Origin of the sequence: Anaeromyxobacter terrae (genome assembly GCF_022690685.1) — a bacterium.
Classification (GTDB): Bacteria; Myxococcota; Myxococcia; order Myxococcales; family Anaeromyxobacteraceae; genus Anaeromyxobacter; species Anaeromyxobacter terrae.
This window is the reverse complement of record NZ_JALCYY010000009.1, coordinates 31,093-57,077: the sequence shown is the minus strand read 5'-3', so window position 1 is coordinate 57,077 and position 25,985 is coordinate 31,093. Positions and strand designations below refer to the sequence as shown.

The window sequence follows — 25,985 nt, the reverse complement described above, 5'->3', positions numbered from 1 at the left end:
CGTGGACCGCGCTCACCCGTCGACGCGCGTGATGTAGATCTTGACGTCGTGCTCCTTGCGGAGCTTCGCCACCCACTCGTCGAGCGCCTTGTCGACGCTGCGGGCGAACAACTTCTTTGCGATCGCCTCGCGGCTCTCCTTGTACGGCGACTCCTTCGCGGGCGTGACGTCGAGGATCTGCACCACGTAAGCCTGTCCGCCGGGCGCCGCGTAGAGCCGGAACTCACCCTTCTTCGAGTTGGCGATCAGCTTCGCGAGATCGGCCGGGAGCCCCTTCGCGCTGTAGATCGTCCCGCCGAAGTCGAGGTCGCGCTGCTCCGCCGGGACCTGGTCGGTCGCGTTCGCCTTGAGCCACTTGAGGTCCGTGCCCGACTTGATCTTGTCGAGCGCCGCCTGCGCGGCCTTCTCGCTGCGAAAGGCGAGCGCATCGAGCCGATAGAAGGCGGGGGTGGTGAAATCCGCCTTGTTCTTCTCGTAGTACTCCATGAGCTCCCCCTCGGTGACCTTCACCGAAGGAACGACCGCGCGCTGCACGAACATCCCGAAGAGAAGCGACGTCTCGTACTCGGCGGTCGCCGCCTTGTACTCCTCGCTCTGGTCGAGCTTCTGCGCGAGCGCCTCTTTCCTGAAGAGCCGCCGCATCAGCATGCCCTCGAACGTCACGCGCTTCGCGATGTTCACCTGCTTCGCCCGGATCGGCCCCTCCATCCCGTGGAAGAACTTGAGCGAGATCCCCTCGCCGAGATCGCCCACCGTGATGGGCGCCTCGCCGCGGATCTTCGCGAGGGGCCGCTTGTCCTTGAACAGCACGTTCCAGCCGGGCTTCTTCGCCTCGTAGTCGAGCCGATCGATGAGCTTCTCGTCGACGACGGCGTACTTCTTCGCGAGCGACTCGTAGGTCTTGAGCACGGTCTGGCGCCGCTTCATCTCGAGCGAGCGCTCCTCGGCGATCGCCCGGGCCTCGGGGTCCTCCGGGTAGCGAACGTCCTCGACCTTCAGGATGGCGTAGCCGGACGGAATCTTGACGGGCGCGCTCACGGCGCCCGGGGTGAGCTGCGAGGCTGCCTGCACGATCTCGGGCAGGAGCTTCGACTCCGGGGCGTAGACCGGCTCGTCGTTTCCGCGCGCCTTCTTCTCCGCGACGAGGCGCTTCGCCACCTCGTCGAACGCCTTTCCGTCGCGCACGAGCGGCGCGGCCGCGCGCGCGTCCTCCTCCTTGTCGAAGGCGATCGACCGGATCTTCCACTCGCGGACCGAGTCCTTGTACAGCTTCTCGACGACGACCGGGTCGGGCTTCAGGTCCTTCGTGACCGACCGCTCGAACGTCTTGCGGAGCTCGGTCTCCTCGAACTTCGCCATCTCCTCCTTGATCTGGGGGAGATCGCCGATCCCCATGTCCCGCGCCTCGGACGCCACGACCCGGGTGTCGACGAGCCGGTCGAGCACGCGCGTGAAGTCGCTGCGGCTCGCCTGGGCGGGGGTCGCGGGCTCGGCGCCGGGCTCCGGCTTCCGCGGCGCGTGCTCGAGCGCGAGCGTGTCGACGAGCTCCCCCATGGTGATGGCGTCGCCGTCGACGGCGGCGACCGGCGTCGAGGCGAACCGCGGCGACAGGAACGGCACCTTCAGGTAGGCCTGGACGCCCTCGGGCTCGGAGGGCTTCTTCGCGCCTCCGGGGGCGGCGGTCTTCGGGGCGGCCCCTGCGCCGCTCTTGGCGGCCTCGGACTTCGGCGCGGCGGCCGGCGGCGGCGCCGCCTGAGTCGCCTTCGCGGGAGCCGCCGAGAACGCCCACGCGGGCAACGAGGCAAGCACGGCTGCGAGAACTGCACGCGTCGTCATGTCGCTCCTCTCGACCGCGCTCTTGCGCGGCCACATCGTTCGGCGGTCGTTCGCCGTCCACGTTCCGTGGCCGACGGCGCAGGCTGCAACGGGTGTGCCCCCTGACGGGCCGCCTTAAACCGCTGCAATTCCGCAGATTCGTTCCTGATTTGCCCGATTGCGCACCTGACTTCTGCGCAAGCGTTGCGTGGGCCCTCGATGATTCGATCGTTTTTCGCTGCCCTGTGTCGCCGGCCCGGAACGCCCGCCGCGAGCGGTCTGCGCGCTCTCATCCGTCGTGCGGCTCGCGACGCACGGAGCCGACGGTGCGCTGCCTCTGCGCCTCGGCGGCTCTCTGCTGCTCCTGGGTCGCTGGAGACCGATCGCGCATCCCAGGAGCGCGCTTCGTCGCCGCGGCGATGCCGTCGACGACGGTCCGTACCATCCGGCAGGCGAGCGCCGTCGCCGTGTTGACCCTGCCACGATCGAAGAGCACGACGTCGTCGTCACCCCTGTGATCCGAGGTCGCCTCCCAGACCACCTCCTCGGTGCGCGTGTCGATGAGCGTCACCGTGAAGTCGGCCTTCGGGACGGGCCCGGCGTCGTCGTACTCGCGGACGACGCCGGTGAGCACGAGGTCGCTCCCGAGCACCTCCGTCGCGGTCCGGACGGCGAGGAGCGAGACCGCGCCCTCGAGGACGATGCGGTAGCGGATGAGGGCGTCGCGCACGACCCCGGGCTCGAGGACCGTCATCGAGCCGAGCGAGGAGAGATGCCTGACGAACTCGACCGCGAGCGCCTCGCCCGCCCCTCTCCGCTCCGTCAGGTTCACGAACGGGAGGACGGCGACCGATGCGGCGCCGGGCGCGAAGCGCCGCGAGCGGAAGCTGATCCTGGGCTCGAACCGGCGCTCCGCCGGGCAGGTCGTCATGGGCGACCCCTTCCCGCCGAGGAAGCCGGCGAGAGAGGTGGTGAGCCGCGAGAGCGCGTTCCGCTCGAGCCGCCCGATGTTCGAGATGATCCCGAGGTCCAGGAAGCCTGGGTCGTCGTTACCGCTCATGACCGCGCCGTCCATCCACAGGATCTCGGGATGCTCCTGCGCGGCGACGAGCCGCATCGTGACCGCGATCTTCGGCTGTGAGCCGGCGTGATGGAGCAGCACCGACGTGACCAGCACCGCGTCGACCCCGAGCTCGTCACGGGCAGCGCTCGCCGTGTTCGAATCCACCCCTCCGGTGAAGCGAACGCGATGGCGCGAGAGGAACTCGTCGACGGGATCCTCGACGACCACCTCCGCGCCCGCGCGCGCGACCGCGAGCGAGAGGATCTGCAGGAGGTGCTTCGCGGGGACGGGGCCGCCGCTCAGGTTCTCGATGGGGAGCACCGCGATCCGGCGGCCGGCGAGACGCGGCCGCTCTCGGGGTTGCGGCTGCCCGGGAGAAGCCGGCCCCGCCGTCTGGACCGAGGGATCGGGCGTCGAACCGGCCGCGGACGTCGCGTGGGGCCCTGCGCACGCGAGTGCGGCGAGGCCGAGCGCGAGCGCCGCGAGCGATGCCCTACTTGAAGAGCTTGTTGAGGAGGTCATCGACGGCTTCCTCCGTCACGTCGTTCAACGGAGCGCCGCCCCCGCCCAGCAGGCGCGCGCCGAAGCCGACCCCTCCCTTGGTGGTGGACGCGGACCACACGATCTTCCCGGTCTGTGTCTCGATGAGCTGCAGGCTGAGCGACACCACGTTCGACGACGCGGTCCCGGACCTCAGCTCGCCGTACTCCCGGACCACGCCCGTGATCACGGCGTCCGCCTTGAGCAGACCGCCGAGCTTGACCGCCTCCTCGACGTTCGGGACCGCGGGGTTCACGATGCCGACCCGGTTCGCGCCGCGAATGACCTCGCCCTGTGGGAGGACGTAGATCGAGCCGCTCGACAGCAGCATGTTGACGAAGACGTCCCGCACGCGCTCGCCGGCCATGGAGTCGCGGCTCAGGTTCGCGAACGGCATCACGAGCACCGTGTGCACCGAGCCGAAGTCCATCTCGGCATTCCGGTACTGGCGCCGTGCACCCGGTCCCGAGCACGCCATGAGCAGGATCACGAGGAGAATGCGCGCGTTCTTGCGCGGGATCAGCATGTCGCGACTCCGATGCAACACGCGGGCCACCGTCACAGCGTCACCGTCAGGTTCGCCGTGAGTAGACGCGCGTTCGACTCCTGCGCTGCCGCGCTCGAGTCGCTGATGACATACGCGAGATCGAGAAAGGTGCCGGGGCGGATGGTCCAGCGTGCAGAGGGCGAGATGAACTGCGTCACCGCGTCGGCGGACGTGTCGAGGGTCCTCGAGTAGGTCGCGTTCAGGGTCAGATCTCCTCCCTGCAGCGGCGACCATCCCACGCCCAGGCCGGCGAGCGTGGTCGGCCGCGCCCCGCGAATGATCCGCGTCACCGACGCGCTCGCGTAGAGCGCCTCGGTGGGGCTGTACGAGGCCCCACCCTCGACCTGCTCCTGCGTGGACCTGCTCGAGGGCATGCCGCCCCCCGAGGTGGAAGTCCTCGAGAGGCGGTAGCCGCCGGAAAGCTGGAACGTGCGGTGAGGCCTCAGGCCCAGCGCGGCGCCCGTGCGCACACCGCTCGAGAGTCGACCCCCCTCGAGAAACGAGAGGGTGTATCCGCCGTCGCCGGACACGCTGACGCCACGGTAGAGCTCCGCCCTGCTGAAGAGCGAGAGGGAGTTCGTGAGCGCGCTCCCGGTGGTCCCTTGCCGCCACGAACCGGAGTAGTTGAGCGAGTGGCTCATCGTCTGGAACGGCGTATACCCGAGGCCTGCGCTCCAGTTGAGGATGCCCGAGTGCGTCGCCTTCGCGAAGAAATCCTGACGCGCAATTCGTGCGTTCAACACCAGAGGTTGCGCGAGCTTGTGAGCGAGCGATAGCCCGTTTGCAAGGGCAAGGCGTGTCTCACCGACATCGCGCCCAGGGCTCCGCGTATCGGAGCGCGCGAGCTGAAGCGAGAAATCGTGAGCCACGTTCGGCGACTGGAGCAAGACCGTCCTCGCGCTCGCGCTGACCGAGTTCAATAGTGCGCTGCTGCGTCCACGCACGGACTCGGCGGCGACCGTCTGAAAGAACTGTAGCTCGGTCACGAATATGTCCGCGTACTTGGGGTCCGGCGTGACGGCGGGGTCCAGAGGAGGCGTGACCACCTTCACGTACCTCGCCGTGGTCTCCTGGATGCGGAGCTCGAACCGGTTCTCGAACACGCCGAACACGACCGGGCCGATGAGGGCGACGGGCGTCCAGTGCTCGTTGTCGTCACTCTCGTAGACGCTGAATCGGAATGCGCTCACGACCAGCTGAGGGAGTGGCTGATTCACCCATAGACGGATCGTGTTGACCGGCGTCGCAGGGACGATCGGAAGCTCGACCCCCATCTCCCGTGCGTTGGCGTCGCCCTTCGCACGGGGGGAAAACCCGATGTTCAGGGCCGCGCCCGCCGTGGTGTTTCCGTCGACGAGGGCGGGGTTCGGGACGAGCGTCGCCGTCTCCGGGGTCGGGAAGGTCTCCACCAGGGACAGCCCGGCGAGGGGAACCTGTGCGACGGGGATCTCCGCGCCGGCGTCACGCACCGTCGTGTTCGCGAACGTCGACTGTACGTCATAGTTCAGGTGCACGAGCGTGCGCCGGTCGAACCAGCGATCGTCGTAGGTGATCCGCCCCGACTGCCCGACGGCGGTCCGCTCGGCGCCGTGGATGCGATCCTCGCTGTCGTCGTACCGCGCGGAGTAGGCGACCCGAAGCGCCTTCGACGCCTTGTACGCGGCGGTGAGGAGGAAGACGTCGTTCGTCTGATCCTGCCCGACCCGGTCGCTGTCGAACGAGTTCTGGCGGCTTGCCCCGAACGTGATCAGGGGCAGATCGAGCGGCCTCCACGAGCTGTCGAAGGCGAGGGTCTCGGAGATGAGCGACGGTGAGTGCAGGGTGAGCGTGCGCGACCACTCCTGCCGGCGGTCATAGCTGCCGCGACCGTTCAAGGTCGGCCCCCCTACGTTCAACCGGCCGAAGATGCTCGCGAGCCTGGAGTCGGTCGTGTCATTCGAGCCGAACCCGCCTTGCCAGGTCTGCGTGTCCTCGAACTGACCGCCGCCCGCGAGGGTCAGATACGGGAAGATCGTCTTGTCGGCCCCGAGACGGTACCGCTGTAGCACGACGTCCGCTGACGAGGTCCGCGCCTCGGCGCCCTGATCCGTCACCTTGGTCTCGGTCCTCGTGTACTGCTCCTCGATGACCGCCGACCACCCGTCCCCGCGAGCCCCGGTCGCCCAGAGCCCGAGCAGGAGGGCTAGCGCGGCACGCGCGTGGGGTCTCATCGACCGCGCGCCCCCGCGATCGCGAGCCCGTACGGATCCTCGCCGACGTCGGTGACGGCCAGGACGGCGCGGCTCGCGAGATCCAGGACCGCGATCGCGCGGGACTCGGGCATGAGGAGGAACAGCGTGTTCTCGACGTCGTCGATGACCATCCACGACGCGGGGCCGGGGAGCTCGATGGTGTCGACGGGCAACAACGAGAACGGATCGAACACCTGGACTCGCGGCTCGTCCCGCATCGCCACGTAGAGGAGGTCCGTCCGGCGATCCACGAGGACCGCGCCGGCCCCGAGTCCGACGAAGATGCGATCGCTCGACGCGAGGCTGGGAACGGAGAACACCGTCACGTACGGCGACCCGGCGTTCGTGACGTAGAGGCGGTTCCCGGCGGAGTTGAGGACGGCGCGCAAGGGCTCCGGCTCCGTCGACGCGGTGTTGAGCGCCGTCCGGGCCACGGTGTCCACGACCGTGATCGTGTTCGAGCGCCTGCTCAGGACGTAGGCGCGCCGTCCCGAAGGATCGAGGACGAGCCACTCGGGCTCGGGGCCGACGGGGGTGCGGCCGAGCTCGTTCCACGTGGCGGTGTCGACGAAGCTCACGGTGTAGGACCCCTCGTTCAGCACGATGAGGACCTGCCCGTTCTGCGCGAGCGCCACCGGGCCCGGCCGATCGCCGGCGTTGAGGCGGACGCGCGACAGCACCTCGGCGGAGACCAGGTCGACGACGGCGACCTCGTCCTCTCCGGCGAGGGCCACATAGGCCCGGCGTTGCCGCTCGTCGATGGCGATCCCGCGCGGCTCGCGGCCGGTGGGGACGGCGGCGACCACCTGCCGGGCCTTCTTGTCGAAGAGGAAGAGATCGTTCCAGGCGGTGCTCGAGGAGGCCCCGGCGAGCGTCGTGACAGGGACCTCGGGCGTCGCGACCGCGAACGCCGGAGTGAACCCGTAGTTGCGCTCGATCGCCTCCGCCGGCTTCAGGTACAGGAGCAGGACCCTCGCGCCGCCGCTGCGGACGTCGAAGGGCGCCTCGATCCGTGTCGGCTCCTGCGGGACGAGCAGGTTCGCCGTCCCGCCGTCGGAGCGCAGGGTGGCGTCGGCGACCTCCACGAGGAGCCCGGCATACGCGCCGGGCGCGAGCCGGCCGTGCGCGAACAACCGCTGGTGGCGCGCGTCGCGGCCGGAGAGCACGGGACGGACGAGCTCGAGCGGGACCGTCTCACCGCGCGCCGTCACCGCGGCGACCGAGCGAATGGTGACGGCGAGCTTCTGAGCCTCGACGGGGAACGGCTGCGCGTAGACGAACAGGTCCGCCTCGCCGGAGAGCGGCTCGCGGGCGACGATCCGCGGACGCGCCGCGCAGGCGAGGAGCACCGACGCGACGAGCGCGGCCTGGAGGAGGGTTCGTGTTCGCATGCGCGCTCCGATCTCGCGAGCTTCTCTCGGCGAACAACCGAACGGGCGACCTATTCACGCCCGCGACGTAATGAAGCGGCGCAGACAAGAAAGGAGGGGCCGCTCTCGCGGCCCCTCCTCATACTACACCAGCGTGCTGCGCGAGCCGACTAGTCCTTCGCGTGGCACTTGTTGCAGAGCGAGCGCTGGAAGAAGGCGTAGCGCGTCGCCGGGCGGTCGTACATCGCCGCCTGGTACTCGGCCTGCGTCAGGCCCTGGTTGAACTCGCCGTTCGCAACTTCCGCGTTCGTCGTGATGTCCTTGCCCGGCCACTGGCCGTCGACCGCGACGAAGGGCGCGTTGTTGTTCCAGCGGCTCATCTGCGGGAACGCCGTCGCGTGCGCACGGTGGCAGGAGAGGCACATCACGTTCTCCGTGCCGGTCACCGGGCCGCCAACCTGCGTGCCGTCGATGACGGCCTTCGCGGCGAGGGCAGTCACGTCCGTCGCGCCCTCCTCGAAGGGGATCATCGAGTCGTACGAGGTCGCCTGCGTGCCCGTGAGGTCGCCCGAGCCCTTGTACGCGTTGTAGATGTTCGCGATCGTCGTGCCGAGCGGGTTGCCGTTGAGGTCGTTCGCCTGCGCCGTCAGGAGCGCGCCGTTGCCGGCCGGGTGGATGAGCTTCGTGTTGCCGGAGTTGACGCCGTTGTTGTGGATCGCGCCGTGGCAGTTCGCGCACCACTCGGACATGCCCGAGCCGTAGGCGACGCGCGTGTCGGTCGCCGACTCCTTACGGTTGTAGGTCGACGGGGCGACCGCGACAGGCGGGTTGTTCACGAACGCCGTGGCGGTCGGAACCGACATCGGGACGTAGCCCGTCGGGGCGAGCAGGCGGTACACGCCGACAGCCTCCTCACCGACGATCGGGAGCGCGCCGTAGGAGCCCGACGCGCCGATGGGCAGCGTCTTCGCGCCGAAGGCCGAGGACTCGATCGTGCCAGCGGCGTCGACGATACGGGCGCGGCTGTGCGGATCGTGGCAGGAGATGCAGGAGAACTTCGTCGCGTCGTAGTTGCCGCCCGGGGCCGTCGCGAGCTTCGAGTCCGCGACGAGGCCGTAGTCGCCGGCGAGCACGTTGTGGCCGTGCTTGTCGCCCGCGTTCGTGTAGGGCGCGCCACGGATCGCCGTGACGTAGCTCTTCGCGAGGTAAGCGAAGTCGCCGCCAGGGCTCATCTCGGCGGGCGCCGTCCCGGCAGCCGGAACCGGGTACGTCATGATGTGGTAGCTCTTCGGCGACGTGTCAGCCGCCGCGTGGCAGTTGAGGCAGGTCGAGCTCTGGTCGCTGCCCTGGAGCAGGTAGATCTCGCCCTGGAACTGCACGCCGGCGCCCTTGCGGGACATCGACTTGTTGCCCTTCGAGTTGTGCATCGTGTGGCAGCCGTCGCAGGTCGCGACGCCGCCGTCGTGGAACGCGTACGCGCTGGAGAAGCTCAGCGCGGCGACCGCTGCAACGGCAAACTTGGCGAACTTCATTGTTTCCCCTTGTCTGTGTTTGGCCCTCTGCGACATCACGCGGGCCTTGCTACTGCGGGTACCACTCCCCTGCTCTGGACTTCTTCTTCACTGCTGCTGCAACTCCTGCTTCAGTCGCTCGTCACTCGTACCGGAAGACCTTCACCCCCCGGTTCGCGGACTGCGCGACGAAAACTTTGCCGTTCGCGGCGACGAGATCGAGGGGGCCGACGAGATTGTCCGGCTCGTCACCCCGGTACCCGAACTCGCCGAGGAACTGGAACTCGCGGTCGAAGACCATGACGACGGCGCGGAGGATGTCCGTGACGAGGTAGTTCCCCTTCTCGTCCGTCGCGATGCCTCCGACGATGTTGAACTTGCCCGGCGCGCTTCCGTGAGTCCCGAAGGCCCGGACGTCGCCCTTCGGCGACACGACGAACGCCTGGAACATCGGAGCGACCGTCACGAGCATGCTCCCGTCGCGATCGACGTTGAAGCCGCTCATCGCGTCGTCCTTGTGCCGCTTGTCGAACTTGAGGAGGTCCTTCAGCTCGTAGGTGGCGACCGTCGTCCCCTGGTCGTCCGTCACGAGCACCCTCATCGAGCCCTTGTCCGCGATGTACGTCCGGCCGGCCGCGCGCTGGAGCACGCTCGGAGCGAAGTCCTTCGCGAACGCGTCCGGCAGGCCCTTGATCGAGAGCTTCGCGATGGGCTCGCCGCGGAAGTTGCAGCGCCACACCGTCCAGGAGCTGGAGCGCGAGGCGAGGACGAGCAGATCTCCGCTCTCGAGGGGCACGACGCCGGAGATCGGCCCGATCTCGGACTCGTCCCCGAAGCTGTAGGTCTCGATGCCGAGATCGGTGAAGACGTGGACGATGCCCTGCGACCGGTCGACCATGAACAGCTCACGGTTCGCCGTGTCGTAGGTGAGGGCCGCCCAGCTCGAGGAGATTCGGCCGCTGAGGCTCGACAGATCGTAGCCATACCGGGTCCGCAGCTCCGCCGGCGCGTCCGCGTGAGCGGCGGTGGCGAGGAAGACGGCGAGGATGGCGGTCGAGAGGCGGGCCATGAGCGTTGGCGGCCCGTTCTGCAAGCGCGATACCGGCCCGCGGATCCCGGAAATCTCGGCAGATCTGCCCTTCCCACCCCTCGGCGACACCCAGCGGTGCGCCATTTGCCCCAACGGCTACGGGGATTGGGGCATGCGCCACACCCAGCCCGCAGCCGAGAAGAGCGAAGGGGCCGCGAGTGCGCGTTCCTGCGCCGTTTACCTACTCGGTGCTTCGTCGACGCGGACGCGCAGGCCGTCGCGCGCGCTGCGGCTTCCGCGCAACGCCCGGACACTCGAAAACCGCTGTTCCTGGGGGGGCTTATCCGACAGCGCCGCGCGCGACGGAGCCCGATCTCGCTCTGCGGTCCACAGCCGGGAGCGAGCGCCTCAAGGCCGCGGCCACACGGTGAAGACGCAGAAGCTCTCGTCCGGAACCACGTCACTCACCCCGCAGCCCTCCGCCCGCGTGCGTCTCAGGAGCTCTGGAGGTGCCGGGGTGCCCTGGAGGACCGGCACGGTGAGCACCGCCGCCACAGGCCCGCCCGTCCGGCTCGCGAAGCCGTCCACCTCCCGCCAGAGGTCGAACGGCCGCGTGCGAGCCTCGTCGTAGAGAACGAACGAGCCGTTGCGTCCGCCCGCGGGGTAATACGCGCCCTCCTTGTCGAGATAGGCGAGCACCGCCGAGGCCGCGTCGTCCTGGGCGGCGACCATCGGGAGACCTCCGATTCTCCGCTCCCGCATCAAGGCGGCCGTCTGCTTCGCCCCGGAGAAGGCGAACCGGTATTCGCCCCAGACGGCAATCGCGCCGGCGACGACGTGCAGGGCGAAGACGATCGCCGCGACGACGCGCACGGACCGCTCGGCCGCGACGACGACGCGCGCGATCGATCTCGAGAGGGGCGCCTCCGTCGAGTACGCGGCCAGCCAGAGCGCGCTCCCGAACGCGAGGAAGAGGAAGCCGTGGTGCCGGAGGTAGCCGTTGTACTTTGCGTAGAAGAACGAGAGCAAAGCAAGGGTGGCGGAGAGATAGTAGACGAGCGCCACCGGCCTGCGAAGGAGCGCGACCGCGACGGCGATGACGATGAGCACGGCGAGGATCCAGGCGTACTCGCGGTACGCCGAGAACGCGAGCAGGACCTCGGTCTGCCAGAACCAGCGCCCCGGCATGGGCAGGGGCAGAAACGCGCTCGTGACGTCGCTCAGGACGTACGCGCCATAGCTCGGGTCGAGATCGGTCTTCCACGCGACCGCAAAGCCGCTGTCGGACGGGGGGACCATCTGCGCGACGGCGAGGAGCACGCCGAGCGCCACGATCGCCAACCCGCCCCAGGTCGCCCGGCTGCGGGCTTCCGGCGCCAGCCAGAGCACCTCGATCGCCAGCCCCCCGGCGGCGGCGAGCGCGAGCAGGAGGGCGGGCAGGCTCGTGTTGGCGAGGACGAAGAGCGTCGCAGCGACGAGCAGCGGGCGCTCACGACGGCGCGGGAACAGCGCGCAGAACGCGACGAGCGCGAGCAGCCCCAGCCCGTAGTTGCGCGCGATGGTCCCGTACTCGTACACGGGGAAGTAGCCCAGCACCGCGAGCGCCCGGACCCACCTCGGGCTCGGGGCATACCGGGCGACGATGAAGGCGGCGGCGGTGACGATCGTCACGCTCAGCGCCTGCATGGCGCTCGGATCGTGCGTGATGCGCACCAGGGGCCACAGCAGCACGTACCAGAGGTAGGGGTGGCCGCCGTACCGCGCGGCGTGGAGCAGCGCCATCGGCGAGGCGCTGTCGCGCACGAGGAGCCACGCGTGCGCCTCGTCGCGCCAGAGCTCGTGATGCGCGGTCGCGAAACCCGTGACGAGCGCGAACGCGGCTGCCAGCAGCACCGCGAAGACGAGCTCGCCTCGACGGGCCGCGTCGGGGCCGAGAACGGCACGATGCTCGGTCGAGGCCGTGATGACGGGTTGCGGAGCGGCTTCCTGCGACGGCATCGTGCTCATCCTGCAGTCACTTCCTTCGCGATCGAGCTCGCATACCGCCGCGAGCTCCGCGCGTGTCAGCGAGCGGCGTCGTCGGATCTGCGCTCGAGCGCGAGCACCCGCTCGCGCACCCTCGCGACGAGCTCGGCGCGTCCGCCTCGCTCGTGCTCGATGAAGCTCCGGTAGTGGGCGATGGCCTCGTCGAGGTGACCGGCCCTCTCCATGAGCAGGCCGAGGTTGAAGTGGGCGACGTCGTCGCGCTCGTCCACCTCCAGGATGCGCCTGAAGTAGAGCTCCGCGCGCGCCGAGTCGCCGCGCTGCGCGTGGTACGTCCCGAGGTTCGCGAGCGCGAGCACGTTCCTCGGGTCGAGCTCGAGCGCCCGCGTCCACTCCGCTCGCGCGCGCTCCGGGTCGCCCGCGCGCGCGTGGGCGTCGCCGAGGGCGAAGTGCGCGTCGGCGTTGTCCGGCTCCACCCCCACGGCCGCCGTGAAGAGCGCCTCGTCGTTCCGCCAGTCGGGGTTCCTCGCGACCGTGCGCGCGGCGAGCGCGACGAGCAGCGCCGCCGCGACGGCGGCGAGGGAGGTCCGCAGCCGCGGGCGCTCCTGCCAGAGCCGCCAGGCCTGGTCCGCCGCGACGAGCCACACGCCCACGAGCGGCTGGTACAGGTAGCGCTCGGCGATCTCCGCGCTCGGGAACCACACGATCGTGCTCACCGGCAGGAAGCCGAGGACGGCCCACGCGACGCCGAACCGGGTCACGAGCCGCTTCTGGCGCAGCAGCAGGAAGGTCGCGACCGCGAGCAGCAGCCAGGCAAGCGCGAGGACGAGCGGGTTCGCGAAGTACGTCGCCGGGCGCGAGTAGACGGCGGTGAGCTGCAGGGGAAACAGCGCGACCGCCGCGTACTTCGGCACGATGTGGAGGACGTTCGAGAGGACCTCGGCCGGGCGCGTGTACGAGACCGGGGAGCCGAGGGCGGAGGACAGGACGGCGGCGCGTAATCCGAGGTAGAGCGCCGCGACGGCCGCGAAGGCCGCCAGGACCGGGCCCCGCTGCCTCGCCACCTCGCGCCAGGGCTCCCCCGAGAGCGCCTCCAGGATCGCGAGGAGTGGCAGGAGCATGAGCGCGGGCTCCTTGCAGAGGAGCCCGAGGAAGAACGAGGCGAGCGAGACCGCGCACCAGGCTCGCCTCCCCTCGTCCCGCGCCCGGAGGTAAGCCGCGAGCGCGCCGAGGGCGAAGGCGGTGGCGATGACGTTGTTCCGCCCCGAGATGAAGTTCACCGGCTCTGCGTGGATGGGATGGACGGCGAGCAGGAGCGCGGCGAACGCCGCGGGGAGGTCGGCCCTGAACAGCCGGCGAGCCGCGACGAAGAGGATGAGCGCGGCGGCTGCGTGCCAGAGCAGGCTGACGAGGTGGTAGCCCCACGCGCCGAGCCCGAAGAGCTGATAATCGAGGAGGTAGAGGGCCCGGTTCAGCGGCCGGTAGTACGGGGTCGAGCCGCCCGTCCTGTCGCACTCGGTGAGGACGACGCCGAGGTTCGCGAGCGAGTGGCCCGTCGGGTTCTCGACGATGATCTGCCGATCGTCCCAGGCGAAGCCGTTGGGCAGCGCGTTCCCGTAGGTCAACGCGACGGCGGCGACGAGGAGGGCCGGGATCACCCAGCGTCGCCGCTGCGTGGAGGCGGCGCCCGCGTCGGCCCCGCGCGCCCCGGGCGCCGGGCCAGGTCGAGCGGCGACCGCCGGCGCACGATGTACAGGGGTGTCCTGGGTTCGTCCCATCCACGTTCTCAACGCTGCGCGGGTTCCGCAGCTTCCGGCGAAGGCGCGCAGCTTACCCCAACGACGCCGCCGCCCGCGATCGCGAGCGCGCTACGCCGACACCTCGGGCGCGCACCGCGTCGCACAGCCGCAGGGCCGGGTCAGCCGCGCGACGGGCGAGCGGAGCGGCCGAGCGGCGGGCTGCTGAAGGGAGCACGGACGGCTTCGACCCGGCGTGTTGCCGGTATACTCGGCGCCCTCATGCTCACGAGGAACCCCCGGACCGCCTCTGCGTGGGCGGCGGGCGCGATCGCGCTCGCGACCGTGATCGCGTACCTCCCGGTGACGGGCGCAGGGTTCGTCTTCGATGACCACCAGTTCCTGCCCGACGGGCCGATCCTCCGCGGCCCACTGTCCGACATCTGGTTCAGCGCGTCGGCCAAGGATTACTGGCCGCTCACGTACACGGCGCTGTGGATCCAGGCGCGACTCTTTGGCGACGCACCCCTCGGCTACCACCTCACGAACGTCCTCCTCCACGCCGCGACGGCGATCCTGCTGTGGCGCGTGCTGCGCGCGCTCGAGCTCCCCGGCGCGTGGCTCGCCGGGCTCCTCTTCGCCGTCCACCCCGCGACGGTCGAGTCCGTCGCCTGGATCTCCGAGCTCAAGAACACCCTCTCCGCGCCGCTCTTCCTCCTGTCGGTCCTCGCGTGGCTCCGGGCCGAGCGCACCGGCGGCCGGCGTGAGCTCGCGGCCGCGCTCGCCCTCTTCGCGCTCGCCCTCCTCGCGAAGACGTCGGTGGTGATGCTGCCGGTCGTGCTCCTCCTCCTCGCCTGGTACCGGCGCGGCCGGATCGATCGCAGGGACGTCGCGCGGACGGCGCCGTTCTTCGGCGTGGCGCTCGCGGCCGGGCTCGCGACGATCTGGTTCCAGCACGTCCGCGCCATGACCGACGGCTGGCTGCCGCAGAGAGGCCTCGGCGAGCGGATCGGCGGCGCGGGCTGGGCGCTCGCGTCATACCTGGAGGCCGCGTTCGTCCCGGCACGGCTCGCGTTCGTCTACCCGCAGTGGCCGGTGGAGGCGGCATCGCCGGCGTTCTACCTGCCTCTCGTCGCGCTCGCGGCCGGGTTCGCGTTGCTGTGGTGGGGCCGGGCCACCTGGGGGCGGCCCGCAACCCTCGCGCTCGGCTTCCACGCGGTGATGCTCCTCCCGGTCCTCGGGCTGGTGGACATCGCCTACCTCCGCTTCGGCCCCGTCTCGAACCACCTCCAGTACGTCGCGCTCATGGGCCCCGTCGCGCTCGCCGCGGCGGGTCTCGCGAGGCTCGCGGCGAGCCACCGCCGCGCGGCCGTCGTCGCGGGGGGCGCGGTGGCGGTGGTCCTCGCGGCCGTGACCGCCACGCGCGCGGCCGCGTTCCAGGACGACCTCACGCTCTGGACGGCGGCGGTGCGCGCCGCGCCCGGGAGCCTCATGGCGCACTGGCAGCTCTCGGACGAGCTCGCCGCGCGCGGCCGTGCCGCGGAGGCGATCGCGGATCTGGAGGAGGCCTCGCGCGTCGTCCGTGGCCCCGCCTCGCGCCACCGCGCCCGGAGCCTGCTCGGCCTCCGCACCGGCCAGTTCGCGGCCGCCGTCGCCGAGTGCGACGCCGCGGACGCGCTCCGGCCCGACCGGCAGTTCCGGCGCGACCTGGGCCGGATGCTCACGCTCGCGAACGCGCCGCTCGAGGCCATCGCCACCCTCGAGCCGCTCGTCCGGCAGCACCCCGGGAACGTCGACTACCGGTACTGGCTCGGCGCGGCGCTGGCACGCGCCGGGCGGTTCGCCGACGCGGCGGACGTCCTCGCCGAGGCGTCGAGCATCGCGGGCGGGACGGACGCCGAGATCGAGGAGGCGCTGTCGCTCGTGCGGGCACGCCTCGGGCGACGGCCGTAGACGTTCGACGCGCGCCCGTCGGGCGTGTCTCGAGCCGTCTCCGCGGCGGGCGCGCTCCCGAGCGAGCCGCTCAGCCGCCCCACGGCAGCGTGGCGTTCGCCACGTGCGCGGCGACGTAGAGCGCGACGAGCGTGATGCCGCCGATCGCGGTCGCGACGAGCTGGGCGCGCGGCGCGACGGTCTGCAGCGGCTCGAGGCGGCGCGCGAAGCGGTCCCCGAGCAGCACGTCGGCGACGAAGAGCGCCATGAGGACGAGCAGGAGCACGGCGATGGCGGTCCAGAGCGGCCCCGCGAGCGCCGCCAGGTGGAGCCTCGTCGCGAGGCCGGGGACGTCGGGATCGAGGGCACGGAACATGTTCGTGTCGACGTTGTCCGGGAAGAGGATGAACGTCGAGGCGAGGTAGAGCGCGTTCACGGCGCCGTACGCGAGCGGGAAGAACAGGGCGCGGTGCCGGAGCGCGGCGAGCAGGAACAGGACGAGCGCGGGCGCGACCCACGCCATGTACTGGGGGAACCAGAACCGCGGGGCGAGGAGGGCCACGATGCTCCCCGCGTAGAGGAGCGAGACCTTCTGCCAGAGCGCGAGGCCGCGGAAGTGGCTCATCCACCCGGCCGCGACGACGAGCCCGACGAGCAGCCAGTGCGAGAGCGTCGTCCGGACAGGGCCGTCCCAGACGATCGCGTCGTAGCCGTGGTTTCTGAAGGCGAGATACCCCTCGCGGAACCCAGGGCTCCAGAACGCGGCGACGAGGAGGACGCTGACGGCGACGCCGACCGCGACCGGCGCGAGCGCGCGCCGCCAGCCGAACTCGGTCACGAGCACCGGCAGGAGGAGGACGAGGAACACGATCGGGAAGTTCTTGAGCCAGATGCCGACGAAGATGGCGAGGACGCCCGCGAACGGCCGTCGCGCGCAGACGAGATAGGCGCCGAGGAAGGTCGCGGCCGACGGGAGCAGGTCGAACTGCCCGAACACGAAGCCGACGAAGAGCAGGATGGGCGACGAGAGCGCGACGAGGAACGCGAGGCCGCCGGTGGGCTCATCCTCGCCCCTGCACAGGAACCCTTCGCAGAAGCGGCGCGCGGTCCAGGCGATCGCGAGCAGCGCGGGCAGGTAGCTGAGCCGCATCAGCAGGTACTCGGCGGTCGAGAGCGGCTGCGGGACGAGCCAGGGCGCGTAGCCGTACAGCCCGAAGACCTTCCCCACCGCGACGATCGCGCCGAACCAGAGGTACGCGAGCGGCGGGTACGTGAAGCCCTCGATGAACGGGCGCGCCGGCCCGTCGTACACGGCCTGGTAGACGTTCCACCTGCCGTCCGCGACGTAGTGCGACGCCCAGACGATGTAGTCGAGGTCCCGGTGCGAGGCGAGCGTCGAGATGGCGAGCGCGAACACGATCACGCCCATTGCCGCGACCGTCAGCCGCCACGACGCGCCGAGGAGACGCTCCGCCGCCGCCGCGGCCCCACCGAGCTCCAGATGCATCTGCCGCTCCCGTCCGTCCCCCTGGAACGAAGCCGTTTATCGCGTGGCGATCTCCGCATCGTCAAGCCGCGCGGCGGCACCGCAGTCGCCACTGCGGAGACCGGCTCCTGGAGCGGGCAAAGCGTCGGGCGGGCGGTCGCCGGGCATCCCGATGAACGCTGGCGAGGCGAGACGCGCAGGACCGACGCGATGGGCGCATCTTCCGCAGGGACCTGTGCGGCTCGACGTCCATTCCCCACAGTGAAGTTCCGCAAGCCCCTCGCGCACGCTGATCCGCGGATGGCGGCGCCTCTCAGAGCTCGCTGAACCCCTCCCCGCTCGATCTCCCCGCCTCGCGCTCTCAGGATCGGGAGAAGGCCGCGCACGTCGGGTAATGCGACGCTTGGCCACACGCCCGGTGTGATGCGGGTCAACTCTCGGTCCGTACCCGATTGCTACGGTCGCCCGATTCCACGTGTGGTCAGTTTCACGACGTCGAGCCCGCCGCTCGGCGCGTGAGGGAGAGGTCGCCGTGCCCGAAACGACCCGACGCACTCGCGCGTCGCGCCTCGCGCCGAGCCTGCACTCCGATCGCGCGCGCGCGCATCGCAGGCTCGCGACGCTCGCTGCGGCCCTCACGCTCCTCTTCACCGCGTGCGGCGACTCCGGCGCGCAGCGCGCCGAAGCGCCGACCGCGCTGCGCACGCGTTCGGCCGCGCTCGTCGCCGGAGCGGGATCGCCCGCCCACGAGCTCTACGCCACGAAGGGCTTCACCTGCGACGCCTGCCACCCGTGCGGCACGCGGTCGCCCGATGGGCACGGGGTCACCTGGATGGATCAGGCGAGCCCGGAGTTCCACGCCGCCTCCGCGAACCGGGACCTCGCGAGCTGCAAGACCTGCCACGGGGCGAACCTGGACGGCGTCGGCGGCTCGGTCACGGTGTCCTGCGCGCAGTGCCATGGCGCCTCGTGGAGAACGACCTGCACGATGTGTCACGGCGGCACGGACGGGACGACCGGCGCGCCGCCGAAGGCGACGTGGGGTAATGCCTCGGACGCGGTCCGCATCGGGACGCACACCTCCCACGTGGCCGCGGCGCACGCGCTCGCGGGCCCGGTGGGCTGCGCGATCTGCCACCCCGTCCCGACGGACGCGCTCTCCGCGGGCCACGCGGACGCGACCACGGCGACCGTGACGTTCACCGGGCTCGCCGCGCAGGGCGTGGTCCTCACGCCCACGTGGGATCGCGCGCAGGCGACCTGCTCCAACACCTACTGCCACGGCGCGACGCTCGCCGGCGGCGCGAACCGCACGCCGGTCTGGACGGTCGTCGACGGCTCGCCGCGGGCGTGCGCGGCGTGCCACGGCGCGCCGCCGCCCCCGCCGCACGTGCAGAACCCCGCCTGCGGCGAGTGCCACAGCGGCTACGGGGCGGCGACGGTGAACGCGGCCCTCCACGTGGACGGCAAGGTCGACGCGACCGTCACCTGCACCTCCTGCCATGGCTCCGCCGCGAACGCGGCCCCGCCGCGCGGCACCCGCGGTGAGACGCTCACCTCGCAGCGCGCGGTGGGCGCGCACCAGACGCACCTCGCCGGCAGCCCCATCGCGAGCCCGATCGCCTGCGCCGAGTGCCACCTCGTCCCGACCACGACGGGCCACGCCGACGGGCCCGTGCAGCTCGCCTGGGGCCCGCTCGCCTCGGCGCGCGGCGCGGTCCCGGGCTTCGACCCGGTGGCCCTCACCTGCGCGAACTACTGCCACGGCCAGACGCTCGCCGCCGGCGGCGCGAGCACGACGCCACTCTGGACGAAGGTGGACGGCACGCAGGTCACCTGCGGCAGCTGCCACGGCGCGCCCCCGCCGGCGCCGCACACCCAGAACCCGGCGTGCGAGCTCTGTCACGTCGGCTACACCGCGACATCGGTCAATCTGGCGACGCACCTCGACGGCGCGCTCGACGTGAAGAGCATGACCTGCACCTCGTGCCACGGCTCGGTGCAGAACGCCGCGCCGCCGTACGGCACGCGCGGCGAGACGGCCACCACGGACCTCGCGGTGGGCGCCCACCAGCAGCACCTCGCCGGCGGGCTCGTCTCGAACCCGATCGCCTGCGGGGAGTGCCACCTCGTGCCGACGGCGATGGATCACGCCGACGGCGGAGTGGGGCTCGCCTGGGGCGCGCTCGCGGCGAAGAACGGCGCCGTCCCGGAGTGGGATCGGGCGACCGCCACCTGCTCCTCGACCTACTGCCACGGCCAGTTCGTGGGCGGTAACGCGCTGAACGCGCCCTCCTGGACGACGGTGAACGGGACGCAGGCGGCCTGCGGCACCTGCCACGGCGCCCCGCCCCCCGCGCCGCACCCAGCGAACGCGGCCTGCGAGGGCTGCCACCCCGGCTACACGGCGAGCTCCATCGCCCTCGCGACCCACGTGAACGGCACGGTCGAGGTGACGCTCTCCTGCAACTCCTGCCACGGCTCCGCGACGAACGCGGCGCCGCCCGCCGGCACCCACGGGGAGACGCTCGAGACGCAGCGGGCGGTCGGCGCGCACCAGAAGCACCTCGCGGGCGGCCCGCTCCGCGGCCCGATGGACTGCGCCGAGTGCCACGTCGTGCCGGCCTCGATGGATCACGCGAACGGCACGCCGGAGATCACCTTCGGCCCGCTCTCGCGGCACGACGGCGCGATGCCGACGTGGGATCCCCAGACCCTCACCTGCTCGTCCACGTGGTGCCACGGCGCGCTGCTGCGCGGCGGCGGCACGAACCAGGCGCCGGTCTGGACGGGCGGCGCGGCCCAGACCGCCTGCGGCACCTGCCACCTCACGCCGCCGCCGCCCCCGCACCCGCGCACGCAGATCTGCGACAACTGCCACCCCGGCTACACGATCACCAGCGTCAACCTCGCGAAGCACATCAACGGCCTCGTGGAGGCCGAGAACCTCACCTGCTCTTCGTGCCACGGCGACAACTCGCGCGTGCTCGTCATGCAGGCGGACCCGCTCGCCATCGCGGCGCCGCCCTACGGCTCGCGCGGGGAGACGCTCTCCACGTCGCGCTCGGTCGGCCAGCACCAGGCCCACGTGAACCGGGGCGACGGGCTCTCCATCCCCAACAAGTGTCGCTACTGCCACGCGGTCCCGACCACCTTCGACCACGCGAACGGCGTCTCGCAGGTCACCTTCGGCAGCCTCGCAACGATGGACGGGGCCACGCCCACGTTCGACGGCCAGACCTGCTCGAACACCTACTGCCACGGCTCGACGCTCGGCCGCGGCGGCACGGACCACAGCCCGACCTGGACGAACCCGGCGCCGGTGACCTGCACGAGCTGCCACGGCGCGCCGCCCCCGGCGCCGCACCCGCAGGACTCCGAGTGCATCCGCTGCCACCCCGGCTACACGCAGACGAGCGTCCGCAAGGCGACGCACGTGAACGGCGTCTCGGACTTCCCGAGCGGCTGCAACAGCTGCCACGACATCCCGCCGATGACCGGCGAGCACCTCGAGCACCTGCACGAGCGCATCACCTGCGACAGGTGCCACGCGGGCTACACGACGACGAGCGAGAACCCCGTCCTCCACCGGAACGCCCGCCAGGACGTGACGCTCTCGGGCTGGGATCCCACCCGGCGGACCTGCAGCAACATCGGCTGCCACGGGAGCGAGTACTGGGGCCGCACCGGCCAGGCCGCGCGGCAGAGCTGCAACCAGTGCCACGGCGTGCCGCCCGCGTCCGGCGAGCACTTCGAGCACAGCGAGTACCCGTGCAGCCGCTGCCACGGGACCGGCTACTCGACGACCACGACCAACACGGCGACGCACATGAACAACGTCGCCGACGTGCCGTTCGCGTTCTACGACCGCACCACGCGCACCTGCTCGAACACCGGGTGCCACGGCTACCAGCGCTGGGGCACGCCTTCCCCGGTGACGCCGAACTGCGCCAACTGCCACGGCTTCCCGCCCGCGGCGCCGCACCCGCAGGACACCGCCTGCCAGAGCTGCCACCCGAGCATGCTGGCGTCGGGCGTCCTCACCGACTCGCACAACAACGGCACGCTCGACATCTCGGGCCAGGGCTGCCAGAGCTGCCACGGCTTCCCGCCGACCTCCACGCGGAAGGGAGGCGCGCACCCCGCCGACTCGAACTGCTACGGCTGTCACCCGACCACCGTCGACGCGAGCAACAAGGTCGTGCCGGACGGGACGCACAACGACGGCTACGTCCAGGTCGGCGGCGGCGGCGTTGGCACCTACGGATGCCAGACCTGCCACGGTGACCAGGCCCGGCAGGCCCCCGCGGGCGCGGACGCGAACGTGAAGGCGGCGCCGCCGTTCGGGACCCGCGGCGAGACCGAGCCCACCACGCGGTCGGTGGGCGCGCACCTCGCCCACGTGAGCCCGGCGGCCGGCACGCTCGCGGGCCCCGCGGCCTGCTCCGAGTGCCACCCCGTCCCCACGGCGATGGACCACGCGAACGGCACCGTCCTGCTCGCCTTCGGCGGCCGCGCGACGCTCCAGGGCGCGGCGCCGGTGTTCGACCCAGTCGCGGTGTCCTGCGCGTCCACCTACTGCCACGGCGCGACGCTCGGCGCGGGCGGCACGAACCACGCGCCCAGCTGGACGGGCGGCGCGGCGGAGGCCGCCTGCGGCACCTGCCACGGCGCACCTCCTCCGCCGCCGCACACGCAGAACACGAGCTGCGGCGGCTGCCACGAGGGCTACACCGCGACGAGCGTGAACCTCGCGCAGCACGTGAACGGGACCGTCGAGATCAGCGCCATGGCCTGCAACTCCTGCCACGGCAACGGCACGAACGCCGCGCCGCCGCAGGGCACCGCAGGCGAGACGCTCACGACGACGCGCGCGGTCGGCGCGCACCAGCAGCACCTCGCCGGCAGCGCGCTCTCTAACGCGATCGCCTGCGGCGAGTGCCACGTCGTCCCGACGGGCATGAACCACAAGGACGGCGCGGCCCAGCTCGCCTGGGGCCCGCTCGCGTCCGCGGGCGGCGCCGTGCCGGCCTTCGACGCGACGGCCCTCACCTGCACGAACTACTGCCACGGCGCGACGCTCGCGGCGGGCGGCACGATCACGGCCCCGTTGTGGACGAAGGTGGACGGCACGCAGGCCGCCTGCGGCACCTGCCACGGTGCGCCGCCGCCCGCGCCGCACAGCTCGAACCCGAGCTGCGGCAACTGCCACACGGGCTACACCGCGACGACGGTGACCCTCGCGACGCACGTGAACGGGACGGTCGACGTGGTCCCGCTCTCGTGCACCTCGTGCCACGGCTCGGCGCAGAACGCCGCCCCGCCGGTGGGCACGAACGGCGAGACGCTCACGACGTCGCGCGCGGTCGGCGCGCACCAGCAGCACCTCACGGCCGGCGCGTACTCGAAGCCGATCGCGTGCTCCGAGTGCCACGTCGTCCCGACGGCGATGAACCACGCCGACGCCAGCGTGCAGCTCGCGTTCGGCACCCTCGCCAGGACCAGCGGCGCGGTGCCGGCCTGGGATCCGGTCACGGCGACCTGCTCCTCGAGCTACTGCCACGGGCAGTTCGTGGGCGGGAACCTGCTCAACGCGCCGTCCTGGACCACGGTGAACGGGACGCAGGCCGCCTGCGGCACCTGCCATGGCGCGCCGCCCCCGGCGCCGCACAGCGCGAACACCGCCTGCGGGAGCTGCCACGACGGCTATACGCAGACGAGCGTCAACCTCGCGACGCACCTGAACGGGGTCGTCGAGGCGCAGGCCTCGCCGCACGCATCCGGCTGGTCGGACAAGACGCAGCACGGCTACCAGGCGAACCTCACCGGCCTCGCGGGCTGCAAGAGCTGCCACGGCGACCTCGGCGCGAGCTCCTCGTGCGGCACCTGCCACACGAGCGCCGGCTTCGCGGCCTGGGACACGAGCTGCACGTTCTGCCACGGCAGCACGACGACGGGCCGCCAGAACCCGCCGGTCGACATCCAGGGCCGGACCGTCACGACGAACGTGAGCGTGGGCGTCCACGAGGCGCACGCGACGACGACCATCGCCGCGCCGCTCGGCTGCGTGCAGTGCCACCCGGCGCGGACCACCAGCGTCAGGACCGACACCGCCCACGTGGACGGGAACGGGATCGCCGAGGTCGCCCTCGGCACGCTCGCCAAGACGGGCGGCGCGCCGGCGACCTACACCAGGACGAGCGCGACGAGCGCGACCTGCGCCTCGACGTACTGCCACGGCCGCTTCTCGGGCGGCGTGAACTCCGGCTCGGGCGCGACCGTGAGCTGGACCGGCACCACGCAGGTCGGCTGCACCTCGTGCCACGGCAACCCGCCGAGCACGGGCCGGCACTCGACGCACCAGAGCAAGAGCGTGCCCTGCACGAACTGTCACAACGCGGTCGTGAACGCGTCGAACGGGTTCGTGGACAAGACGCTCCACGTGAACGGCGCGGACAACTTGAAGTTCGGCGGCACGTACAGCGGCCGCACCGTGACCGGCACGTGGAACGCCTCGACGCGCTCGTGCTCGAGCCTGAGCTGCCACGGGAGCGAGACATGGTGACGCCGATGCCGAGGGTGGACGCGATGCCGAGCCGATTCGAGAGAAGGCTTCCGGAGCGCCACGAAGGGACGGCCATGGACCGCACCCCTGGTTACGGTGAATTCCGTTCGACGCGCGCTCGCGCGTGGTCGGTGGCGGCGCTGCTCGCGCTCGCCGCGTGCGGGCAGGGCGGCGGCTCGCCCGTCGCACCGGAGCCCGCGACGCCTTCGGCCCTGCGGCCACGGGCGGCGCACGCGTCCGCGCTCTCCTCCGGCGCGAACTGTCCGGAGACGGGCGTTCACGCGCGGCACCTCAACATGTTCGCGTGCTCGACCTGCCACCCGACCGGCGCGACCTTCGGCTTCGACGTTCCGTACACGTTCCCGGGCGGCACCACGACCACGGGCGGGACGATCGCGCTGCACACGGCGACCACCCCCACCACCTGCACCGTCGCCTGCCACTCCCCGAAGGGCGGGCCGGCCAAGGCGGTGGCCTGGGACGCGGTCGGCCCGCTCGCCTGCGTCGACTGTCACGCGACCACGTCGCTGCCCTCCGGTCACCCCTCGGTCGCCGCGAACGCGACCCGCTCCGACTGCGAGCGCTGCCACACGCTCGGCAACCACCTCGGCGGCACCGTCGCGCTCGTGGCGCACGAACCGGCCTGGGTCGATCAGGCGAGCCCCGCCTTCCACGCGTTCCAGGCGAACGCCGGGCTCGGCGCGTGCCAGGACTGCCACGGCGCCGACCTCTCCGGCGGCGCCGCGAGCTCGGCGTGCGCGTCCTGCCACGACGTGGGGCTCCCCGCCGGAATCGCGAGCTGGAAGGTGAACTGCGTCATGTGCCACGGCGGCACGGAGACCGCGTCGGGCGCGCCGCCGAAGGCGACGTGGGGGAACGCGGCCGACGGCGTCCGGGTGGGCGCGCACACCCTCCACGGCGCCGGGAGCGCGATCGCGCCCGCGTACGACTGCGGCGTCTGCCACGTGAAGCCGGCCGACGCGCTCGCGGGCGGCCACGTGGACGGCGGGACCGCGGAGCTGACGTTCAGCGGCGTCGCGATCGCTCGGAACGCCGTGCCCGCCTGGGATCGGGCGACGGCCACCTGCTCCAACGTCTACTGCCATGGCGGGACGTTGGGAGGCGGCACGAAGACGGCGCCCGTCTGGACCCGCGTCGGCCTCGGCGAGGCCGCGTGCGGCACCTGCCACGGCCTGCCGCCGCCGTCGCCGCACCCGACGGTCGCCGCCGACCTCACGCGCTGTGCGTCCTGCCACCCGGACACGATGGACGCGGCCGGGTCCGTCATCGCGCCCGCGGCCGGCGGCAAGCACCTCGACGGCCTCGTGCAGGCGTCGGGCGGCCACCCGGCCGGGTGGATGGACTCGGCGAGCGCCGGCTTCCACGCATACTCCGCGAACGCGGGGATCGCCGGCTGCCAGGGCTGCCACGGGACGAACCTCGACGGCGTGGGCGGCTCCGCCACGACGTCCTGCGCGACCTGCCACGGCGCGGGCTGGCGCACGAACTGCCTCATGTGCCACGGCGGCGTCGCGAACACGACCGGCGCGCCGCCCACCGGGACCTGGGGCCACGAAACCGATGCGCTCCGCGTCGGGGCACACACCTCCCATGTGACCGCGAGTCCGGTGGCGGTCGCGTATGACTGCACCGAGTGCCACGCGAAGCCCAGCGACGCGCTCGCGGCGGGTCACGTGGATGGATCGACCGTGACCGTGACCTGGGGCGCGCGCGCGAAGACGGGTGGCGCGACTCCGGCGTGGGACCGCGCGACCGGCACCTGCGCCGCGACCTACTGCCACGGCAATTACGGTGGAACGTACACGTACTTCTTCTTCGACGGCTATTACAGCGTGGCTTACGCCGGCAAGCGGGCCGCGCCGCGCTGGAGCGACGGGCCGACGACGTGCGGGTCGTGTCACGGCAGCCCGCCTGCGACGGGCACCTGGCACCTGGGCGGCCACGGGGGCGGGAACAACTGCGATCTGTGTCACCCGGACGCGAACGCGACCGGCACTGCCATCACCAACACGGCGCTGCACCTGAACGGCGTCGTGGACGTCGGCGCGGCGTGGGACTCCTCCTGCTTCAACTGCCACTGACGTGGGGCCGCGGGGCCCCCCCCCGGGCGGGACCCGGGGGGGGCCCAACACAGGCCGGGGGACAGTGCCCCGCG

13 protein-coding genes are annotated in these 25,985 nt (G+C 71.7%); 3 read left to right on the top strand and 10 right to left on the bottom strand.

The annotated features are described in order from the left end of the window. Positions 1-12: 12 nt before the first annotated feature. The 9 genes from MNY62_RS05975 to MNY62_RS05935 form a co-directional block, all read right to left on the bottom strand. Positions 13-1,836: a peptidylprolyl isomerase gene (locus MNY62_RS05975; RefSeq protein WP_242343198.1), complete on the bottom strand. Its 1,824-nt coding sequence runs from the start codon at positions 1,834-1,836 to the stop codon at positions 13-15. A 268-nt stretch (positions 1,837-2,104) separates the two neighbouring features. Then, on the bottom strand, positions 2,105-3,199 hold the full coding sequence (locus MNY62_RS05970) for a hypothetical protein (protein ID WP_242343197.1): 1,095 nt from the start codon (positions 3,197-3,199) through the stop codon (positions 2,105-2,107). 172 nt (positions 3,200-3,371) lie between these two features. Next, the gene (locus MNY62_RS05965) at positions 3,372-3,944 is read right to left on the bottom strand and encodes a GNA1162 family protein (RefSeq protein WP_242343196.1); all 573 of its coding nucleotides are present in this window, start codon (positions 3,942-3,944) and stop codon (positions 3,372-3,374) included. Between the two features lie 32 nt (positions 3,945-3,976). After that, entirely contained in the window at positions 3,977-6,175 is a 2,199-nt protein-coding gene (locus MNY62_RS05960; RefSeq protein ID WP_242343195.1) for a hypothetical protein, read from the bottom strand. Then, positions 6,172-7,587, bottom strand: a complete 1,416-nt coding sequence (locus MNY62_RS05955; protein WP_242343194.1) for a hypothetical protein — start codon at positions 7,585-7,587, stop codon at positions 6,172-6,174. Before MNY62_RS05955 ends, MNY62_RS05960 begins: the two co-directional genes overlap by 4 nt. A gap of 149 nt (positions 7,588-7,736) precedes the next feature. Then, positions 7,737-9,098, bottom strand: a complete 1,362-nt coding sequence (locus MNY62_RS05950; protein WP_242343193.1) for a cytochrome C — start codon at positions 9,096-9,098, stop codon at positions 7,737-7,739. Between the two features lie 121 nt (positions 9,099-9,219). Beyond that, the gene (locus MNY62_RS05945; RefSeq protein ID WP_242343192.1) at positions 9,220-10,146 is read right to left on the bottom strand and encodes an NHL repeat-containing protein; all 927 of its coding nucleotides are present in this window, start codon (positions 10,144-10,146) and stop codon (positions 9,220-9,222) included. 369 nt (positions 10,147-10,515) lie between these two features. Continuing rightward, complete coding sequence (locus MNY62_RS05940) at positions 10,516-12,114, bottom strand: hypothetical protein (RefSeq protein WP_242343191.1); 1,599 nt, start codon at positions 12,112-12,114, stop codon at positions 10,516-10,518. Between the two features lie 56 nt (positions 12,115-12,170). Further along, the gene (locus tag MNY62_RS05935; RefSeq protein ID WP_242343190.1) at positions 12,171-13,748 is read right to left on the bottom strand and encodes a tetratricopeptide repeat protein; all 1,578 of its coding nucleotides are present in this window, start codon (positions 13,746-13,748) and stop codon (positions 12,171-12,173) included. A 360-nt stretch (positions 13,749-14,108) separates the two neighbouring features. Between MNY62_RS05935 and MNY62_RS05930 the strand changes: the two genes are divergently transcribed. Further along, positions 14,109-15,779 (top strand): glycosyltransferase family 39 protein, encoded by a 1,671-nt coding sequence (locus MNY62_RS05930; protein ID WP_242343189.1) that lies wholly within the window; start codon positions 14,109-14,111, stop codon positions 15,777-15,779. Positions 15,780-15,849: 70 nt separating this feature from the next. Here the strand turns inward: MNY62_RS05930 and MNY62_RS05925 are convergent, their stop codons facing one another. Next, positions 15,850-17,265 (bottom strand): hypothetical protein, encoded by a 1,416-nt coding sequence (locus MNY62_RS05925; RefSeq protein ID WP_242343188.1) that lies wholly within the window; start codon positions 17,263-17,265, stop codon positions 15,850-15,852. 511 nt (positions 17,266-17,776) lie between these two features. On the opposite strand from MNY62_RS05925, the gene MNY62_RS05920 reads away from it, so the two are divergent. After that, positions 17,777-23,809: a CxxxxCH/CxxCH domain c-type cytochrome gene (locus tag MNY62_RS05920; protein ID WP_242343187.1), complete on the top strand. Its 6,033-nt coding sequence runs from the start codon at positions 17,777-17,779 to the stop codon at positions 23,807-23,809. Positions 23,810-23,883: 74 nt separating this feature from the next. Further along, positions 23,884-25,911 (top strand): CxxxxCH/CxxCH domain c-type cytochrome, encoded by a 2,028-nt coding sequence (locus MNY62_RS05915; RefSeq protein ID WP_242343186.1) that lies wholly within the window; start codon positions 23,884-23,886, stop codon positions 25,909-25,911. Positions 25,912-25,985 lie beyond the last annotated feature (74 nt).

Coding starts and splice junctions, on each gene's coding strand:
- MNY62_RS05955 (WP_242343194.1), bottom strand. CDS start 7,587: ATGCGAACACGAACCCTCCTCCAGGCCGCGCTCGTCGCGTCGGTGCTC.
- MNY62_RS05915 (WP_242343186.1), top strand. CDS start 23,884: ATGGACCGCACCCCTGGTTACGGTGAATTCCGTTCGACGCGCGCTCGC.
- MNY62_RS05975 (WP_242343198.1), bottom strand. CDS start 1,836: ATGACGACGCGTGCAGTTCTCGCAGCCGTGCTTGCCTCGTTGCCCGCG.
- MNY62_RS05945 (WP_242343192.1), bottom strand. CDS start 10,146: ATGGCCCGCCTCTCGACCGCCATCCTCGCCGTCTTCCTCGCCACCGCC.
- MNY62_RS05960 (WP_242343195.1), bottom strand. CDS start 6,175: ATGAGACCCCACGCGCGTGCCGCGCTAGCCCTCCTGCTCGGGCTCTGG.
- MNY62_RS05925 (WP_242343188.1), bottom strand. CDS start 17,265: ATGCATCTGGAGCTCGGTGGGGCCGCGGCGGCGGCGGAGCGTCTCCTC.
- MNY62_RS05965 (WP_242343196.1), bottom strand. CDS start 3,944: ATGCTGATCCCGCGCAAGAACGCGCGCATTCTCCTCGTGATCCTGCTC.
- MNY62_RS05940 (WP_242343191.1), bottom strand. CDS start 12,114: ATGAGCACGATGCCGTCGCAGGAAGCCGCTCCGCAACCCGTCATCACG.
- MNY62_RS05950 (WP_242343193.1), bottom strand. CDS start 9,098: ATGAAGTTCGCCAAGTTTGCCGTTGCAGCGGTCGCCGCGCTGAGCTTC.
- MNY62_RS05930 (WP_242343189.1), top strand. CDS start 14,109: ATGCTCACGAGGAACCCCCGGACCGCCTCTGCGTGGGCGGCGGGCGCG.